Raw genomic sequence first — 17,448 nt, forward strand, 5'->3', positions numbered from 1 at the left:
TTTGCAGCCAAACACGGAATTGGTTAACGGAACGTTCTAGGTACAATCCGCCGGGTTGACGCAGTTTTGACGCAAACTCGCCACGATTGAGGGGCCATTCCGTTTATTTGAGGCGCCACAAGAAGTTACCGGGGGAAGCCGTTAACTATCATTAAGAATGTCTTAACCAGAACCATTTCATTCGCGCGACCAAGCCAATAGGATGTTTGCGGAAGTAGCGGACAAGCCGAGCGACCGGCAGTCCGAAATTCGTCCCGCGGGGTGCACATGGCCAGTCGCCATGCTGCAGGCGGGAACGAATCGTGGGGACTTCTGTCAGTTGCGTAATCAGGGGGCGTGGAACGAGCATGGCAAACAACACCAAAAAGGCCAAGGATCCGACCGAAGTCGCGCTCTCTGCCATCCAGGAAGCTCTCAACATCAGTGACCCCGCGCATGTCGATCGCGATCAACCCGCGATCCGTGCCGACAACGCTCCCACCAATCCATCTTCCCCCGTCGACCTCGACGACAACGCCTTCGACGCACGCATTGCCAATGATCGCCCGAGCTTCGAGCCGCAGGACGATCAGCGCTTTGCGCGCCGTCCCGCGAACGATGACCGCGAAACCATCGGCCAGATCCTGCAGGCGCTGCAGAAGAACCGCCCCGCCCGCAACGTCTATACGCTCGCCACCCTGTTCGCCGGCTTGTGGATCGTCGGCGCAGGCCTGTTGACCGTTGCGTTCCTGCCGTCGCTGCAGGCCCTGATCGGTCAGGGCTCCGGCGGCACGCTGGCGCTGGCCGGTCTCGCCGCACTGCTGTTCGCCCCGATCCTGCTGTTTTACTTCCTCGCCAGCCTCGCCTGGCGCGGCCAGGAAATGCGCCTGATCGCCCAGTCGATGGCACAGGTTGCGATCCGCTTCTCCGAGCCCGAAAGCACCGCCAGCGACTCGATGGTCACGGTCGGCCAGGCGATCCGCCGCGAAGTCGCTGCGATGGGCGACGGCGTCGAGCGCGCGATTGCGCGTGCCGGCGAACTCGAAACCCTCGTCGCCAACGAAGTTTCCGCGCTCGAGCGCGCTTACTCTGACAACGAAGTTCGTATCCGCGCACTGCTGCAGGACATCGCGCATCAGCGCGACAACCTGGTCGGTCAGGCCGAACAGGTTCGCTCCGCCATTTCGGGCGTGCAGATCGATCTTCGCCACGACATCGCGCTGATTTCAGACGCCATCGCATCACGCGTCGACGAAGTCGCCAAGAGCATCACCGGCGCCCTCGAAGAGCGCGGCGAACACATCACCCGCGCCCTCGGCAATGCCGGCGACAACATGATCCTCGCACTCGGCGAGCGCGGCGGCGACCTGCTCGACCGCCTCGAAGAGGCCAGCGCCGAGACGACCCGCGCGGTGCTCGACGCCAGCGAGCGTCTGACCACCAGCCTCAACTTCAAGACCGGCCACGTACACGACGAGTTTGTCGATCTGGCAGATCGCGTCCACGAAATGCTCAACGAGCGTATCGACCGCATCACCAGCGAATTCGAACAGCGCTCCTCGACAATCGTCGATCGCGTGTCGGATCGCACCGAGCAGGTCCACGACTCGCTGAAGAATTCCAGCGATAGCTTGCTGCTCGAACTCGAGCTGCGCAGTGGCGACCTCGTCAGCAAGATCGACGATGCCGGCAACCGCCTAGCCAACCAGATCCTCACGTCAGGTGACAAGGCGGGCGAGTCCCTCGACGCCACCGTCAACGCACTTGTCGCCAAGGTCGCGAGCCAGACCGAAACCGCGCACGACACCCTCAGCCTGCAGATGAACGCCTTCGACGAACTGGTGAAGGAACAGGGCAGCGAGCTGGCCGAGCGCTTCTCGCGCGACAGCGGTACGCTGGGCGCACTGATCACCAAGCACATCTCGGAATTCGACCGCACCGTGAAGACCTTCGGCGGCGAAGTCGTCGATCGCCTGGGTCAGCGTACGCAGGACATCTCGGAAACGCTGAAGACCTATGTCGATAATTTCGACACCCGCGTCGCGTCCAATGTCGGCGGCATCACGTCGTCGCTCGACACCCGCCTCGCAGAATTCGAGACCAAATTCGAAGGCCGCGTCGTCAATCTCGATGCGTCGCTCGACACCAGGATCAAGTCGTTCGACGAGACCGTCGATGGACGTCTCAAGAGCCTTGAAGAAACGTTTGACGCGCGCGCGCAGTCCGTCACCGCGACCATCGATACGCGCCTTGAAAACCTCGCATCGACGCTCTCGGAAGGTGCCAACCAGGCCGTCCAGTCGGTCGATTCGCGCCTGACGCATCTGACCACCGCCCTGACCGAAGGCGCGAACCTCGCAGTCAGCTCGGTCGACGACCGCCTGACCCACCTGACCACCGCGCTCACGGAAGGCGCCGTGCAGGCGATCCACTCGATCGACGACCGCCTTTCCTACTTCACGAGCTCGCTCACCGAAGGCACGACGCAGGCGATCACGGCCATCGACAGCCGCATCAACAACGTTACCGATGCCATCGACAGCCGCAGCACGCAGTTCGCGGATACCATCACTGCACGCTTCCAGACGATCCACGAAGGCATGGAAGGTCGTATCGGCATCGTCGCCGGCGGGATCGAAACCCGCGTCGAACAGTTCGAGGAACTGCTCGGCTCGCGCATCGAAGCCGTTGCCGGTCGTATCGAAACCTCCGGCCGCACGGCCAGCGACTCGCTCATGGCCCGCGCCGAAGAACTCTCGATCGGCATCAAGACCAATGTCGAGGACGCCGAACGTTCGCTCACGCATCTCATGGTCAATACCAGCGAGACCATTCAGGCTGGCGCCCGCGCCGCGCAGGAATCCCTCGTGTCGGTCTCGACCGATGTCGGCGCGCAGCTGAAGCTGACGGCGTCCGATATCGAGAGCTCGCTGACCGCCGTCGGCACCACTGCCGCCACGGCCATCGTCAACAGCGCCCGCGATGCGCAGGCCACGCTGGTCAATGCGTCTTCGGAAGCCTCGCTGCAGGTGAAGTCACTGTCGGCCGATGTCGAACGCACCCTCACCGCGGCCGGCTCCGCCACGGCCGCCTCGATGCTGTCGGGTGCCCGCGACGCCCAGTCGACCCTGGTCGCCACCTCTTCGGAAGTTGCCAGCCAGATCCAGTCGCTCTCGGCCGATATCGAACGCACACTCACTGCCGCAGGCACGGCGACGGCCGACTCGGTCCTGTCCGGCGCCCGCGCCGCGCAGAGCACACTGGTCGCCGCATCGACAGACGCCTCGCAGCAGGTCCGCACCCTTGCGGCCGACGTGGAGCGCACACTGATCGCCGCCGGCACCGCCAGCGCGGATTCGATCCTGGCCAGCACGCGCAACGTCCAGTCCTCGCTGATCGACGCCTCGACCGAAGCGTCGAACCATGTCCGCAACCTCGCGGCCGATATGGAGCGGAGCCTCACGACAGCCGGCACCGCAACTGCTGAGTCGATCGTCGCCGGCGCCCGCGAAGCCCAGAGCACGCTGGTCACCGCGTCTTCCGAGGCATCAAGCCACGTGAAGTCGCTCTCGATCGACGTGCAGCGCACACTCACCGCGGTCGGCGCCGACACGGCGGCTGCGATTCTCTCGAGCGCTCGCGAAGTGCAGACCTCGCTGGCAACCTCCTCGGCGGATGCCGCGAACCAGATCAAGGTGATTTCCGCCGACATCGAGCGTTCGCTCTCGAACGTCACCGCCAACACGACCGACAACATCCAGACCAGTGCGCAGAATGCGCACAACTCGTTGGTCGCCGCCTCGAACGAGATCACCACCAAGATCAAGACCACCTCGTCGGAGATCGAGCGGTCGGTGTTCGCCGCTTCGGGCAGCTTCGGCACCACGATGACAGGCAAGACCGACGAAATCGTCACCTATGTGCAGCAGCAGACCGACCGTCTGTCGCAGATGGTCGACGCCAAGCGCGGTTCGCTGGTCGATGCGCTGGGCGCCAAGGCCAATCAGCTCACGGTCGATATCGATCGCGTCACCGCCGACGCGCTCAAGGCGATCGAGAGCCGCGGCCAGACCTTCTCGCAGACCATGGTCACCAACAGCACAGACGTGGCTCGCGCCATCACCACGGCTGGCGAACTCGCCACCGGTGCGGTCAACAAGTCGCTGAAGGATCTCGAGCAGAGCTCGCGCACCGCCATCGAGCAGTCGCGTCAGGTCTCGATCACTGCGGTCACGGAGATGCAGGAAACCAGCAAGATCCTGCGCACCGATACCGTGGCGCTGTTCGAACGCCTGCGCGAAGGCAACATCCTGCTGCAGGAAGTCCTCACCGGCGCCCACGACAATCTCAACTCGCTGGAGCGCGCTCTGGTCACCCGCGTGGCGGACTTCGTGTCCACCATGAACGATGTGACGTCGCGCAACGGCTTGGCTACCCAGACGTTGGAAGAACAGCTCACCGTGTTCACCTCCAAGACCTCGAAAGCCCTGGAAGATCTCGGCTCACTCTCGGGCCAGTTCGAAACCCATGGCCATGCCCTCGTGGATGCCGCGGCTCTGGTCGAACAGAGCAACCGCACCACGATGTCGTCGGTCGGCGAACGCAAGGCGGCGCTGGAATCGCTGGTCACCACCATCGATCTGCGCACCACCGATCTCGATCAGCGCCTCACCCGCTTCACCGGCCTTCTTGATGAATCGCTGGCAGCCGCTGAAGAACGTGCCCGCGACATCGCCCGCGTCGTCGCAGAGACCGCCGGTCAGGGCTCGGCAGCGATCAGCCGGCAGTTCGAAGCCGTCCGCACCGCCGCGGAAGAAGAACGCCGCGCGACAACGCAAGCCATGAGCGAAATCTACCAGCAGGGCACGCAGGAAGCCGATGCCATGTTCAAGCAGTCGGCCGACAAGTTCTCGTCGATGGTCGCCAGCATGAAGCAGATGGCTGCCGAAATGCACAACGAGCTCGAGAGCACCCGCACCGAACTGCGCCGTGGCGTTCTCGACATGCCGCAGGAAGCCGCCGAGAGCACTGCGCAGATGCGCAAGGTGATCGTCGACCAGATCGAGGCGCTCGCCGAGCTGAACCGCATCGTTGCCCGCCACGGCCGCGGCCTCGACGTGGTCTCGACCAGCCGCACCACCAGCGTGCAGCGTGACGAGGAGCCGGCGATGGCGATCGCCAGCAGCCGTAGTGAAGCGCGCCACGAGGCTCCGCGTCCGGCCCCGCGCCGCGAGGAGCCGCCGGCCCGTAGCGCAACGAACTTGCCGATGCCCGATATCGGTGGCCCAGCGCCGCGTCGCACCGAAGCGCCGTCGGTCGCTCCGGCCAACTCCGACCAGGGCCGTGACGGCTGGTTGTCGGATCTGCTCGGCCGCGCCGATCACGTCGAAGAAGATCGCACGCCGCCGCGCCGCGCACCGGCTCCGCAGCAGCCTGCAGCCTCGGCCAATCCGCTGGAGTCGCTGTCGCTCGATATCGGCCGCCTGATGGATCGGACACTGGCTGCCGAAATGTGGGATCGCTATCAGCGCGGCGAGAGCAAGGCCTTCAGCAAGCGGCTCTATACGCCCGCCGGCCAGAAGGCTTTCGATGAAGTCGCCCGCAAGTATCGGTCGGACCGCAACTTCAAGGGTACGGTGGATCGCTACATCACCGAGTTCGAACGCCTGCTTGACGAAGTCGCCCGCGATGAACGCGGTCCGGCAGCGCTGCGCAGCCATCTGACCTCGGAAACGGGTCTGGTCTACACCCTGCTCGCGCATGCAGCGGGTCGGCTGGGCTAAGCAAGATTAAATACGAATGCGAAAAGCGGAGGCAGCGATGCCTCCGCTTTTTTGTTGAGCCTGCTGTTGTGCCGGAGCGCTATACGCGGGGCCAGGCCGGTGCCGTCATCACGCGGGATCCTTGTCGTGAATGTTGACGCCGAACGGCAAGGACACCCAGGCATGCCGCCGGCAATGATAGACGGAGATCTCCGGAGGCGGAAAATCCGGATCAGCAAAGCAGCCGACCGCCACAGCTACGGAACGCGCTTCATATCCTTCTTCGGTGTGGAAGAGATTGGTGCCGCAGACCGGGCAGAACCGGAATCGGAAGCGCGCTCCCTGATCTCCTGTGCGGACATACTCGGTCGCGATGCCGGTCACATTGTAACTTGGCCCGAAACCCGCGAGCACCGCGAAGACGCTGCCGGTCCGGCGCTGGCAGGCGAAACAGTGGCATATACCGACGCCCCTCGGCTCGCCTTCAAGCACGATGGACAGCTGACCGCACGAACAGGACGCAGTTCTCGACATGACGGACCTCCTCGATGCAGCGGTCTGCTGGATCACGGGCCGCGACAGTTACCTCATGCGAACCCGATGCGTTGGGTGAAGCTGCGCGTCTCGCCCACCGCGATATGCATTACGCCCGGCTTGTCGGCGAACTCGCCGTCAAAATCCACCGGGCTGGCATAGCCGTACCACGGCTCGATGCAGAGGAATGCAGCCCCGGATGGTTTCGACCAGATGCCAAGTTCGCGAAAGCCTTCCCAGGCGAAGGTGATCGTCGGTCCGCCAGGCGCGCTATAACTCAGCGACCTGCTGGCGAGATGATCGAAGATCATCGCATCCTTGACGAACAGCGATTCCGACAGCGCCAGTGCGCCGCCCTGTACCGACGATGGTTCAGGCTCCCTCAGCAACAGTCCACCCTCGAGCCGTCTGATCGGCGCCGGCTCAGCATCGGAGAAGATGATCGTATGCGCGCGCTTGTCGGCGCCATCCGTCAGAGGCCAGTGAAACGCGGGATGCGCGCCGATCGAGGCCGGCAGCATCTCTTCGCCAGTGTTGGTCACGGCATAACCGATCACCAGTTCATCGCCCTCGATCACATAGGTGACGTCAAGCCGAAACGAGAACGGATATTTCGCCCGGCTGGCGTCATTGTCCGCCAGCGACAGCGCGCAGGATGCAGGTCCCTGCCCGCTCCAGCTGAAGCGCTGGTCGCGCGCAAAGCCGTGTTGGGTCATCGCATAGACCTGGCCGCGATGGCGCAGTACATCGTCCTTTAGCTTGCCGACAATCGGAAACAGCAGCGGCGCGTGGCGAGGCCATTCCTCACCGGCCTGCCAGAGCACCTCATGCCCATGCGCATCCTTCAATGAGCAGAGTTCGGCGCCAGCGGCCTTGATCGTCGCCGTGACGCGGCCATTGCTGATGGTGAAGCTATCTTGGGTCTCCATCAGCGCTCTCCCTGTATATTCAGACTGGTGTCTATTGAGCCTGCTGGCGACGACGCGGCGGAGCGACAGATGCCGGAGGCGCCGCCGGTGCAGGCGCAGCCGCGGGTGTGCCGCTGCTGGCGCCAAACAACAGGCGCGTCGGGTTGCGGTCAAGATTGTTCACCGCACGGCTGATATCGGCGAGCGTGCGGCGACCATCGAGCATCAATGCACCGGAACGCTTGTCGAGGTTCTCGGTCAGCTCATGAAATGACTTCACGGCCGCCGTGAGTTCGCCGCCGTCTTTGCCGCCCGCGAGCGCATCAAGGCCGAGCAGGATATTGTCGGTCCGCGCCACCACGCTATCTGCCTTGCCCATGACACCATCGGCTTTGCCCATCACGCTGTCGATCTTCAGCATGATGCCGTCGATCACTTCGGAATTTTTCGCCAGCGTCGCCGTGAAGGTTTCGACATTCTTCATGGCACCCTTGAGAGTATCCTGATTGTCGGCGACCAGACGATTGACGTTGTTCAGCGTTGCCCGGATCGATTCAGAGATATCCCGCAGCAGCTCCGGATCGGCCGTCAGCACCGGCACACCGTCGGTGTCCAGCGGCACCGCGGGCGCAGCTTCATCGCCGCCCTTCAGCGCGATCGCAGCTACACCGGTGAGACCCTGGAATTCCAGGCCGACCTGCGTGTCCTTGCGAATGGGCGCGATATTCTCGACCATCGCCAGCGCAACGACGCGCTTGGGATTGTCGAGCTTCACCGAGACGACTTCACCGACCCGGATACCATTGAAGTTGACATTGCCGCCGTTGCGCAGGCCCGACGCCGCGCCTTCGAAAATGATGCGCAGCGGCGTGCGCTGCGTGGTCGAATGCAGATTCTGGAACCACAACACGAAGCCGAACGCTGCGGCGATCACCGCCAGCGTGAAAATTCCGATCAGGACGAAGTTCGCCCGCGTTTCCATCAAACCAACTCCAGTACAACTAGCCGATAACAGCGCGTGCGCGCTTGCCGTGGAAATATTCCCGAAGCCAGGGATGCTGCGAGGCCAGCATGTCGGCCATCGTTCCCTGCGCGATGATCTTGCCATTACCGAGAACGGCGATCCGGTCGCAGGCTGTATGCAGGCTGTCGAGATCATGAGTTACCATGAAAACGGTCAGCCCCAAAGTTCGCTGCAGCGTGCGCACCAATTCGTCGAAATCGCCAGCGCCGATCGGATCGAGACCCGATGTTGGCTCGTCCAGGAACACGATCTCCGGATCGAGCGCGAGCGCCCGCGCCAGCGCTACGCGCTTGATCATGCCGCCCGACAGTTCCGACGGATAGCGATCGGCGACCTCCGGCTTGAGACCGACCATGGTAAGCTTGGCCATGGTGATCTCGTCGAGCAGACGTTCCGAGACCTTGAGATATTCGCGCACCGGAAACTGGATGTTCTGTCGCACGTTGAGCGACGAGAACAGCGCCCCGTGTTGAAACAGGATACCCCAACGCCGCTCGACTTCGCGGCGTTCCTTGTCGCCGCTGTCGAGATCGGTGCCGAACACTTCGATCGTGCCGGAGACCTTTGGCACGAGGCCAATGATCGTGCGCATCAGCACGGACTTGCCGGCGCCGGACGCGCCGACGAAACCGAGGATTTCGCCGCGCGCCACGTTCAGGTTGAGGCCGTCGAGCACACGGCGGCTGCCGAATGCCACGGTAAGATCGCGCACGCTGATGATCGCATCGGCAGAGGTGGAGGCGGCAGCCGTCGGCGTCTCAGTAATGGGCGTCGCAGTCGTCGAGGTCATGGCCGTCAGATCCCGATCGTTGCGAAGAAGATCGCGAATACGCCATCCATCACGATCACGAAGAAGATCCCCTTCACCACTGACGAGGTGGTGTGCTGCCCCAGCGACTCCGCGCTGCCCTGCACGGCCAGGCCTTCGACACAGGCCACGATGCCGATCACCATGGCCATCACAGGCGCTTTCACCATGCCGACGATGAAGTGGTTGATCGAAATCGCCTCGCGCAGCCGCGAGAGGAACGACGACGGATCGACGCCGCCATAGAGCCAGGCGACCAGACCACCGCCATAGAGCGCAGCCATCGCGCCGAGAAATGCGAGAATAGGCAGCGCCAGTACCAGCGCCACCATCCGCGGCAAGATCAGAACTTCGATGGCATCGAAACCCATCGTGCGAAGCGCATCGATCTCCTCGCGCATCTTCATGGAACCAAGCTCGGCGGTATAGGCGCTGCCGGAGCGCCCGGCGACCATGATCGCCACCAAGAGCACGCCGAGCTCACGCAGCACCAGCACGCCGAGCATGTCGACCACGAAGACGTCGGCGCCAAAGCGGCGGAAATGGAACAGGCCCTGCTGGGCAACGATACAGCCGATCAGGAACGTAATCAGGACCACGATCGGTACTGCGTTCCAGCACACCTGCTCGAGGTGATGCACCACCGAGGTGAGCCGGAACTTCGACGGATGCCGCCAGACGCGAAACCAGGCCGCGATCACGGCACCAATCATATCGACCAGCGCGACGAGGGTTTCCCCGATGCCATAGATATTGCGGCCGATGCCATCGAGCACGGCAGTCAGGGCGCTACCGCTTGCCGGTAACGGGACCGCAGGCTTCACGCGGCGGACCTCGTCGACCAAGGTCGCGTAATTCGCCGAAAGGCCCGCGATCTGCGCCTCGTGGCCGCCATTGGTCAGCGCCCGACGCAACCTCTCGATCAGCCACGCGCCGAATGTATCCAGCTTGGAGACCTGCGACACGTCGATGAAGATGTTGGGGCGGCTACCGGTCAGCTTCTCGGCCTCGCCGACGAGTTTTTCGAGCGCGGGGGCAAAACGCGCCGTCCACGACCCAGCCGCGCACAGCGCCAAGCCGTCGCCTTTCGCGATCTGTTCCAAGGTCGGGCCGCTCAAAACAGGCTCCCGCGGGCGTTCAGTCTGTGCATGAACAAAGTATTAACACGCCCAAATACGTTTCTGAGAAGCCAAGTGAAGCCAACACGTTGCTATGGTTAATATAGCCTTAATCCGCCCTGTCAGACACCGGCATTGCGTCGCAAACAAGTTCACGGCGATCACGTAAACTTATAGACACGTCATTACCCGCCGTTGCCGGCACAGCCCGAAAGACGCCGCATTGTCCGCATCCGACGCTGCCCCCGCCCTAATGACCGCCCGGATCGAGCAATGGCCGATCGCTGGCGCCTTCACCATCAGCCGCGGCGCCAAAACAGAGGCCGTCGTCGTGGTCGCCGAGATCCACCGCGGCGGTTTGACCGGCCGTGGCGAATGCGTCCCCTATGCGCGCTATGGCGAGACCCCGGAGGCCACGCTGGCGGCCATCCTGGCGATGCAGGACCGATTTGCCGCGGGCCTCGACCGAAACGCCCTGCAATCGGCTATGCCTGCCGGCGCGGCCCGTAACGCCGTGGATTGCGCCCTGCTCGACCTCGAAGCCAAGAGCCGGGGCCAGCGCGTCTGGGACATGCTGCAGCGGCCGGCACCGCGCGCTTGCACCACCGCCTATACGATCTCGCTTGGTACGCCCGAGGCGATGGCCTCCGCCACCGCAAAGGCCGCCTACCGGCCGCTGCTGAAGATCAAGCTCGGCAGTGACGACGACATCAGCCGCATCACGGCCGTGCGCCAGGCCGCGCCGGAATCCGAATTGATCGTCGATGCCAATGAGGCGTGGACGCCGGACAACCTGAAAGCCAATCTCGATGCCTGCCATAACGCCGGCGTCACGCTGATTGAGCAGCCGCTGCCGGCAGGCAAGGATGATGCGCTGATGCATGTGCATCGGCCGATCATGGTTTGCGCCGACGAGAGCCTGCATGGCCTCGCTTCGCTTGAGGCGTTACGCGGGCGTTACGATGCGATCAACATCAAGCTCGACAAAGCCGGCGGCCTGACCGAAGCGCTGGCGATGGCCGATGCCGCGCGTGCCATGAATCTCGACATCATGGTGGGTTGCATGGTGGCGACGTCGCTGGCGATGGCGCCCGCGATGCTGATTGCGCAATATGCACGCTTCGTCGATCTTGATGGTCCGCTATTGCTCGCCGGAGATCGCGACGGCGGTTTGCGCTATGACGAAAGCACGGTCTATCCGCCCGACGCGGCGCTCTGGGGCTGATCGCCCGCAACGCCCGGCGGCTGCCCGGCGCGATGCCGGCCGAACCATATGACGGTCGCGCCGGCGAGGCCAAGCACGGCCATCACGTAATAAACGCCCTCGCCGTAACGCGCATAGATCGCGCCTGACAGAACCGCCATGCTGCTCATCACCAGGCCGGTGCAGGCGGTGACATAGCCCTGCGCCCGCGCCATGACGTGCGGCGGCACGTGATGCAGCAATAGGCCCATGGTGCCGAGTTGCGTCAGACCGTAGGTCGCGCCGTGCAGCAATTGCACAACCACGAGAATCGGGAGCGGAAGCGTTTGCGCGGTCAGCGTCCAGCGCAGCAATGCGCCAAGGCCACCAAGGATGACCATGGTTGCAGGTGACAAAGTCAGGCGCGGCGACACTGCGAACAGGATGATTTCGGCGAGCACGCCGAGCGTCCATAGACCCGCGATGGTGAGGCCGTCGAGTCCAGCCGCCTGCCAAGTGATCGACGCGAAGGTGTAGTAACCGGCATGGCTGCCCTGGATCAGTGCGGCGGAGATCGCGATGGCGAGGAAGCCGGGATCGCGTAGCAACGCGCTTGCCTTCGAGAGCACCGTGCCGTCGCCTGTCGGCGCGCCCAATGGCTGCAGACCAAGGCTGACGACAGCCGACAGCACCATCGCTGCAACAATCACCCAGATCAGATGCTCACCGTCGAGCCAGTTGACCACCAGACCGCAGACAAGCGCACCAACCACGAAAGCCGCCGAGCCCCACAGCCGTAGCGGACCGTAACTGAAGCCGAAGCGCACCACGCCTTTCAGCGCATAGCCATCGGTCAACGCCGTGAGCGGCGTCCAGACCACCGCCGTCAGCGCGAACACCAGGAGCACGGCGAGCGGTTCGCGTAGCGTGCCTACTGTCGCAAAGCCGATCATGGTGAGGAAGGCACAGACAATCATCGTCTGGCGCAGGGCATGACGGCGCTCTGCGAAAGCGGTGATGAAGGGCAGCGTGGTGAAGCGCGTCATCGACGGCACAGCAAGGATGGCGCCGATCCAGGTCGGATCGATACCGATCGCCTTCAGCCAGACCGGGAAGAACGGCAGATAGAAGCCGCTGGAGCCGAACACCGTGCCGTAGAACATCGCCAGCCGCTGCGCGAATTTGCGGCGGATTTGCGGGGCGCTATGGGTGGCAGATTCGGCTATCATGAGGTGAACTGCGATTCGCCACGGGATCGTGGAGATGGTTACATACCGCGCATCCCTGTGCGCGCCACGAGTTATCATGATGGCCGAAGAAGCATTTGCCCTGTCGCCGATCTCCGCCCGGCCCACCCTGCCGGGCGAGGCAGACTATGACGCGATCCGCGAAGCCTTCATGGAGACCGCGCGCGGCCGCTGGTTTCTTGCCGAATATGCCAAGCGCAACCGCACCGCCGATACCAGCCTGGTTCTCGAAGCCGTCACGCGGCTGGAAGCCAATCTCGCCGCCCAGAAGCAGGCGCCGGCGCTCAGCCTGATCGCCGCGCTCGGCGCGATCCGTTCTGCCGTCCGTCAGGCCAAGGCCAGCGCCATAGAGGCGATGCCGCGCGTCGACGCCGACGAGGTTTTGACCGGCGCCCGTAACGGCACCCGCATCATCCGCGAGATCGCCTGGACGCTGCGTGAATGCGGCGCCGACACGCGGATCTGCGATCTGCTCGACACGCAGGTCAAGGCTATCGAGGCCGGCCAGCAGGCTCTCAATGGCAATGGCCGTGAGGATGTGCTGGCGAGCTACGACTTGCTGATGCAGCGGGTCGAGCAGATGGTCGATGGCAGCGCGGCGACGACTGCGCAGGCCGAACCGACTCCGGCTGCCGAAAAGGTCGAGCCCGTTGTCGCCGAAGCACGCGAAGCATCCGTGACGCCGTTGTTCAAGTCGCAGGCGAGCGAAGTACTCGCTGAAACGGTCACGATCTCAAGCGTCGAACCGCCGCGCGCCGCTGTACAGCCGGCCCCCGCAGAGACGGTCGCCGCAGAGACCGTCGCTGAAACGGCCGCGCCCATCGCAGAAGCTAGCGTGGGGATTGCTGAGGACGAACATGACCTCGCCGTGCTCGATATGGTCGCCGCAGAGATGGGCGCGCTCGATCTGAGCGAGCCGGACGTTATTGAGCCTCAGCTTGCCGAGCCTCAATACGTTGAGCCTGAGGTGATGCAGGTTGAAGCTGTCGCTGTTCAGCCAGCCGAACCCGAAGCCCTCAATCCCGATCTGATGACGCTGGCGCAGATCGCCGAGGTTGCACTGGCACCCGAGCCGCCGCAGCCGGACCTGGTGCCTCAGGTGGAAGCGGCTGCGCCATCACTCGGCGCAGCGCTGATTGCTGGCGGCGTGATCGCGGATCCGAACGCGCCGGCATCGGACCCGCTGGCGCCGATCCGCAAGATGACGCAGGCCGAGAAGATCGCGTTCTTCTCGTAAGCGCTTCAGCTCAGGCGTTGATGATCCTGGCGTAGAGATCCGCATCGACATTGCCGCCGGACAAAACGATCACCACCGTCTTGCCGCGCGCATCGAAGCGCCCCTGCATCAGGGCGGCCAGCGCCACGGCACCGCCGGGCTCGACCACCAGCTTCAAATCGCGAAACGCAAAGGCCATTGCCTTGCCAACTTCCTCGTCGGTGGCGGTGACGGCACCCGACAGCAGGTGCTGATTGACGGCGAAGGTGATTTCGCCGGGCGTCAGGGCCATCAGCGCATCGCAGATCGTGCGGCCCGCATTGCTGTGGGCGACGCGCTTGCCGGCGCGCAATGAGAGGCCGTGATCGTCAAAGCCCGCGGGCTCTGCGACGATGATCGAGGTCTCGGGGAATCGCGCCTTCACGGCTGTGGCAATGCCGCCGATCAGGCCGCCACCGGACGCCTGCGCAGACACGATGTCCGGCACGATGCCCAAGGCGGCCATGTCTTCGGCGATCTCGCGGCCGACAGTGCCCTGCCCGGCCATCACGAACGGATCGTCATAGGGCGGCACGACCGTGGCGCCGCTCTTGCCGGCGATGTCGCGGGCGATGGCTTCGCGATCTTCCTTGTCGCGATCATAGAGCACGACTTCGGCGCCATAGCCTCTGGTGCGCTCGACCTTCGACACCGGCGCATCCGACGGCATCACGATAGTCGCCTTCATACCGAGAATCTGCGCCGCGGCAGCAACGCCCTGCGCATGATTGCCGGAGGAGAATGCGACGACGCCCCTGCCGCGCTCACCCTCGGGGATCGAGGAAATCTTGTTGAAGGCGCCGCGAAACTTGAACGAGCCGGTCCGCTGCAGCACTTCCGGCTTCAGGAACACTTTCGCGCCGGTCAGCGCATCGAGCGCAGGCGACCGGAGCAACGGCGTACGCGCCGCATAAGGGGCGATGACGCGCGCGGCGGCATCGATATCGGCGGATGTGATCGGCAATGGAGTGTTTGTCATGGGCGCATTTTATCGCGCGGCACAACCGGCGAGCAAGCTATACAAAGAGCATGTCAGGCAGCGAAACGCGGATGCTTCGCTGCGGACGGTGCACGAGCAGCGATTTCGGCCCGCACATGGCTGATATTGTTGACGAAAGCGCGTGCCGACGCTTCCCAGGTGTGACCGGCAGCAAACTTGAGACAATCTTGCGGCGAGATTTCGAGCGCCTTGAGACAGGCCTGCCGCAAGTCATCCGACAACGCACCGACCGGCGACGCGCCGATCACATCTTTCGGACCCGTTACCGGGAACGCTGCCACCGGCACGCCGCTCGCCAGCGCCTCGAGCAGGACGAGACCATAGGTGTCGGTCTTGCTTGGAAACACGAAGACATCGGCTGAGGCATAGGCAACGGCCAGAGCCTCGCCCTGCAACGCGCCCGTGAACAACGCCTCGGGATATTTCGCTTCGAGCGCGGCACGCGCCGGGCCATCGCCGACCACGACCTTGGTGCCCGGCAGATCGAGATCGAGGAAGGCTTCGAGGTTCTTCTCGACGGCGACGCGGCCGACCGAGAGGAAAATCGGCTTCGGCTTGCCGAGATCGACCTGACGCGGATGAAACAGATTGGCGTCGACACCGCGCGGCCACAGCACGACATTGCGGAAGCCGCGGTCACGTAGCTCGGTCGCGAGCGCTGGCGTAGCCGCCATCACGGCGGAGCTGGCGCCATGGAAACGACGCAGGCCGGCCCAGACCCAGGATTCCGGAATCGGAAAACGCGCCGAGATATATTCGGGAAAGCGCGTGTGGAAACTGGTGGTGAAGGGAATGTTGCGACGGCGGCAATAAGCACGCGCAGAAAATCCGATCGGGCCTTCGGTGGCGATATGGATATTGTCGGGCTTCGCCTCGTCGATCAGTTGTGCAATCTTGCGGCGGCTCGGGATCGCAACGCGCAAATCAGCGTAGCTCGGCAGCCCGACCGTACGAAACGATTCCGGCGTGAGAAAACTCACATCGACACCAAAGCCCTTGGCCGCCTCCGCCATCATGGTCAGCGTGCGTACGACACCGTTGACTTGGGGATGCCAGGCGTCGGTAGCGACGAGAATGCGCATCAGGCCGCCATCCTTCACGCCGCCTTGGCCGGTGCGAGCGCCTGCACCGGCATGCCGCGGCGGACCGGATCGGTCCAGGTAATGATCTCGAAGCGGCCATCCTCGTGTTCGACCAGCGCCGTACAGCTTTCGACCCAGTCGCCGCAATTCATGTAGCGGATGCCGTGCTCGTCGCGGATCGTCGCGTAGTGGATATGGCCGCAGATCACGCCATCAGCGCCGTGACGCCGTGCCTCGCCGGCCAGCGTCTCTTCGAATGCGCCGATATAGTTGACGGCGTTCTTCACCTTCATCTTGGCCCATTTCGACAGCGACCAGTAGGGGAAGCCGAACAATTTACGCAGCGCATTGACCAGACGATTCATCTGGATCGCGAAGTCATAGGCCTTGTCGCCGAGATGGGCGAGCCAGCGCGCGTTCTGCACCACAAGGTCGAAAATGTCGCCATGGATGACAAGATACTTCTTGCCGTCCGCGCCTTCATGCGTCGCGGTCTCGACGACCTCGATACCGCCGAAATGCGTGCCGTAATAGCTGCGCAGGAACTCGTCGTGATTGCCAGGAATGTAAACGACCTTGGCGCCCTTGCGCACCTTGCGCAGCATCTTCTGGACGAAGTCGTTATGGGACTGCGGCCAGTGCCAGCCGGATTTCAGCGCCCAACCATCGACGATGTCGCCGACGAGATAGATGGTATCGGCATCATGGGTGCGGAGGAAGTCCAGCAACCGGTCAGCCTGCGATCCGCGGGCGCCAAGGTGGACGTCGGAGATAAACAAGGTGCGAAAGCGCTTTTCGTTGCCTTCACTCATCACGTCTCTTTCCATGTCGAGCAGCTAACTGATTTGCATGACACGGCGATGACGATTTACGCCGCCAGCGCCGCCGCGGTTCGCTCAAAAGTAACCAATGTGTAGATGCCGAACGGCGCCACCTTGCGGCGTTCGATGAGGATCGATTCAGCATTCGCTTGCGACCACGCCTGCAGCCGCGCGAACGGGAATTCCGGGCGCAAACCGAGGGAACGGGTCTTCACCGCGGCCCAGCGCTCGACGGCGGCTGCCAGACCAGTCTCCGAATACAGATGATTGACGAGAATGATGCGGCCGCCCGGCTTCACCACGCGGTGGCATTCCGACAGCACCTGCTCGGGATTCTCGACGAGGGTGATCACGAACTGGGCTACGACGCAGTCGAAGGTCGCGTCAGAAAATGTCATGGCATGGGCGTCCATCTCCCTGATGTCCTTGACCCATGGATAGCGGCCGGTTGCCATCTTGGCGCGCGCCTTGGCAAGCATGGGCCCGCTTAAATCGATACCGGTGATCTCGGTGCTCGTATCGTAGTCATCGAATGACAGGCCGGTGCCGACACCAACTTCAAGCACCTTGCCGCCAACAGCGCGCGCCGCTTCCGCAGCCGCACGGCGCCCCTTCAGCATCACCGGACCGCACACCGCATCATAGATCGGAGCCCACCGCGCATAGGCCGTTTCAACAATGGACTTTTCGAGATCCAGCGTCGTCATCGAAGGTTCCGCCCAGCGTG

At 63.5% G+C, this 17,448-nt stretch carries 13 protein-coding genes; 3 read left to right on the forward strand and 10 right to left on the reverse strand.

What is annotated here, in order from left to right:
• Positions 1–347 precede the first annotated feature (347 nt).
• A complete protein-coding gene (locus tag AB8A50_RS12615) occupies positions 348–5,762 on the forward strand; it encodes a hypothetical protein (RefSeq protein WP_439077848.1) in 5,415 nt (1,804 codons plus the stop codon).
• Positions 5,763–5,870: 108 nt separating this feature from the next.
• Here AB8A50_RS12615 and AB8A50_RS12620 read toward each other — a convergent pair whose 3' ends face one another.
• Genes AB8A50_RS12620 through AB8A50_RS12640 form a run of 5 tightly spaced genes read right to left on the reverse strand, consistent with a single transcriptional unit; the run spans position 5,871 to position 10,133 of the window.
• The gene (locus tag AB8A50_RS12620) at positions 5,871–6,275 is read right to left on the reverse strand and encodes a GFA family protein (RefSeq protein WP_439077849.1); all 405 of its coding nucleotides are present in this window, start codon (positions 6,273–6,275) and stop codon (positions 5,871–5,873) included.
• Between the two features lie 53 nt (positions 6,276–6,328).
• Positions 6,329–7,204 (reverse strand): aldose 1-epimerase family protein, encoded by an 876-nt coding sequence (locus AB8A50_RS12625; RefSeq protein ID WP_439077850.1) that lies wholly within the window; start codon positions 7,202–7,204, stop codon positions 6,329–6,331.
• Positions 7,205–7,235: 31 nt separating this feature from the next.
• A complete protein-coding gene (locus AB8A50_RS12630) occupies positions 7,236–8,165 on the reverse strand; it encodes an MlaD family protein (protein ID WP_120291412.1) in 930 nt (309 codons plus the stop codon).
• Positions 8,166–8,184: 19 nt separating this feature from the next.
• On the reverse strand, positions 8,185–8,997 hold the full coding sequence (locus tag AB8A50_RS12635; RefSeq protein WP_089265212.1) for an ABC transporter ATP-binding protein: 813 nt from the start codon (positions 8,995–8,997) through the stop codon (positions 8,185–8,187).
• A gap of 5 nt (positions 8,998–9,002) precedes the next feature.
• Complete coding sequence (locus AB8A50_RS12640) at positions 9,003–10,133, reverse strand: ABC transporter permease (protein WP_089265213.1); 1,131 nt, start codon at positions 10,131–10,133, stop codon at positions 9,003–9,005.
• A gap of 253 nt (positions 10,134–10,386) precedes the next feature.
• Between AB8A50_RS12640 and dgcA the strand changes: the two genes are divergently transcribed.
• Positions 10,387–11,358 (forward strand): N-acetyl-D-Glu racemase DgcA, encoded by a 972-nt coding sequence (dgcA, locus tag AB8A50_RS12645; protein ID WP_439079973.1) that lies wholly within the window; start codon positions 10,387–10,389, stop codon positions 11,356–11,358.
• Here the strand turns inward: dgcA and AB8A50_RS12650 are convergent.
• Complete coding sequence (locus AB8A50_RS12650; protein WP_439077851.1) at positions 11,328–12,545, reverse strand: MFS transporter; 1,218 nt, start codon at positions 12,543–12,545, stop codon at positions 11,328–11,330. The genes dgcA and AB8A50_RS12650 overlap by 31 nt on opposite strands.
• A 76-nt stretch (positions 12,546–12,621) precedes the next feature.
• On the opposite strand from AB8A50_RS12650, the gene AB8A50_RS12655 reads away from it, so the two are divergent.
• Positions 12,622–13,800 (forward strand): hypothetical protein, encoded by a 1,179-nt coding sequence (locus tag AB8A50_RS12655; protein WP_439077852.1) that lies wholly within the window; start codon positions 12,622–12,624, stop codon positions 13,798–13,800.
• A 10-nt stretch (positions 13,801–13,810) separates the two neighbouring features.
• Here the strand turns inward: AB8A50_RS12655 and AB8A50_RS12660 are convergent, their stop codons facing one another.
• Genes AB8A50_RS12660 through AB8A50_RS12675 form a run of 4 tightly spaced genes read right to left on the reverse strand, consistent with a single transcriptional unit; the run spans position 13,811 to position 17,428 of the window.
• Positions 13,811–14,797 (reverse strand): threonine ammonia-lyase, encoded by a 987-nt coding sequence (locus AB8A50_RS12660; protein ID WP_439077853.1) that lies wholly within the window; start codon positions 14,795–14,797, stop codon positions 13,811–13,813.
• Positions 14,798–14,850: 53 nt separating this feature from the next.
• The gene (locus tag AB8A50_RS12665; protein WP_439077854.1) at positions 14,851–15,900 is read right to left on the reverse strand and encodes a glycosyltransferase family 4 protein; all 1,050 of its coding nucleotides are present in this window, start codon (positions 15,898–15,900) and stop codon (positions 14,851–14,853) included.
• A gap of 14 nt (positions 15,901–15,914) precedes the next feature.
• Positions 15,915–16,712: a UDP-2,3-diacylglucosamine diphosphatase gene (locus AB8A50_RS12670; protein ID WP_374725715.1), complete on the reverse strand. Its 798-nt coding sequence runs from the start codon at positions 16,710–16,712 to the stop codon at positions 15,915–15,917.
• A 56-nt stretch (positions 16,713–16,768) separates the two neighbouring features.
• Positions 16,769–17,428: a class I SAM-dependent methyltransferase gene (locus AB8A50_RS12675; RefSeq protein WP_439077855.1), complete on the reverse strand. Its 660-nt coding sequence runs from the start codon at positions 17,426–17,428 to the stop codon at positions 16,769–16,771.
• Positions 17,429–17,448 lie beyond the last annotated feature (20 nt).

Origin of the sequence: Tardiphaga sp. 841_E9_N1_2 (assembly GCF_051811065.1) — a bacterium.
GTDB lineage: Bacteria > Pseudomonadota > Alphaproteobacteria > Rhizobiales > Xanthobacteraceae > Tardiphaga > Tardiphaga robiniae.

What these genes read in the sequence shown, in the direction of transcription:
- AB8A50_RS12665 (WP_439077854.1), bottom strand. Translation starts at nt 15,900, where the DNA reads ATGCGCATTCTCGTCGCTACCGACGCCTGGCATCCCCAAGTCAACGGT.
- AB8A50_RS12670 (WP_374725715.1), bottom strand. Translation starts at nt 16,712, where the DNA reads ATGAGTGAAGGCAACGAAAAGCGCTTTCGCACCTTGTTTATCTCCGAC.
- AB8A50_RS12630 (WP_120291412.1), bottom strand. Translation starts at nt 8,165, where the DNA reads ATGGAAACGCGGGCGAACTTCGTCCTGATCGGAATTTTCACGCTGGCG.
- AB8A50_RS12615 (WP_439077848.1), top strand. Translation starts at nt 348, where the DNA reads ATGGCAAACAACACCAAAAAGGCCAAGGATCCGACCGAAGTCGCGCTC.
- AB8A50_RS12625 (WP_439077850.1), bottom strand. Translation starts at nt 7,204, where the DNA reads ATGGAGACCCAAGATAGCTTCACCATCAGCAATGGCCGCGTCACGGCG.
- AB8A50_RS12650 (WP_439077851.1), bottom strand. Translation starts at nt 12,545, where the DNA reads ATGATAGCCGAATCTGCCACCCATAGCGCCCCGCAAATCCGCCGCAAA.
- AB8A50_RS12635 (WP_089265212.1), bottom strand. Translation starts at nt 8,997, where the DNA reads ATGACCTCGACGACTGCGACGCCCATTACTGAGACGCCGACGGCTGCC.
- AB8A50_RS12655 (WP_439077852.1), top strand. Translation starts at nt 12,622, where the DNA reads ATGATGGCCGAAGAAGCATTTGCCCTGTCGCCGATCTCCGCCCGGCCC.
- AB8A50_RS12660 (WP_439077853.1), bottom strand. Translation starts at nt 14,797, where the DNA reads ATGACAAACACTCCATTGCCGATCACATCCGCCGATATCGATGCCGCC.
- AB8A50_RS12620 (WP_439077849.1), bottom strand. Translation starts at nt 6,275, where the DNA reads ATGTCGAGAACTGCGTCCTGTTCGTGCGGTCAGCTGTCCATCGTGCTT.
- dgcA (WP_439079973.1), top strand. Translation starts at nt 10,387, where the DNA reads ATGACCGCCCGGATCGAGCAATGGCCGATCGCTGGCGCCTTCACCATC.
- AB8A50_RS12675 (WP_439077855.1), bottom strand. Translation starts at nt 17,428, where the DNA reads ATGACGACGCTGGATCTCGAAAAGTCCATTGTTGAAACGGCCTATGCG.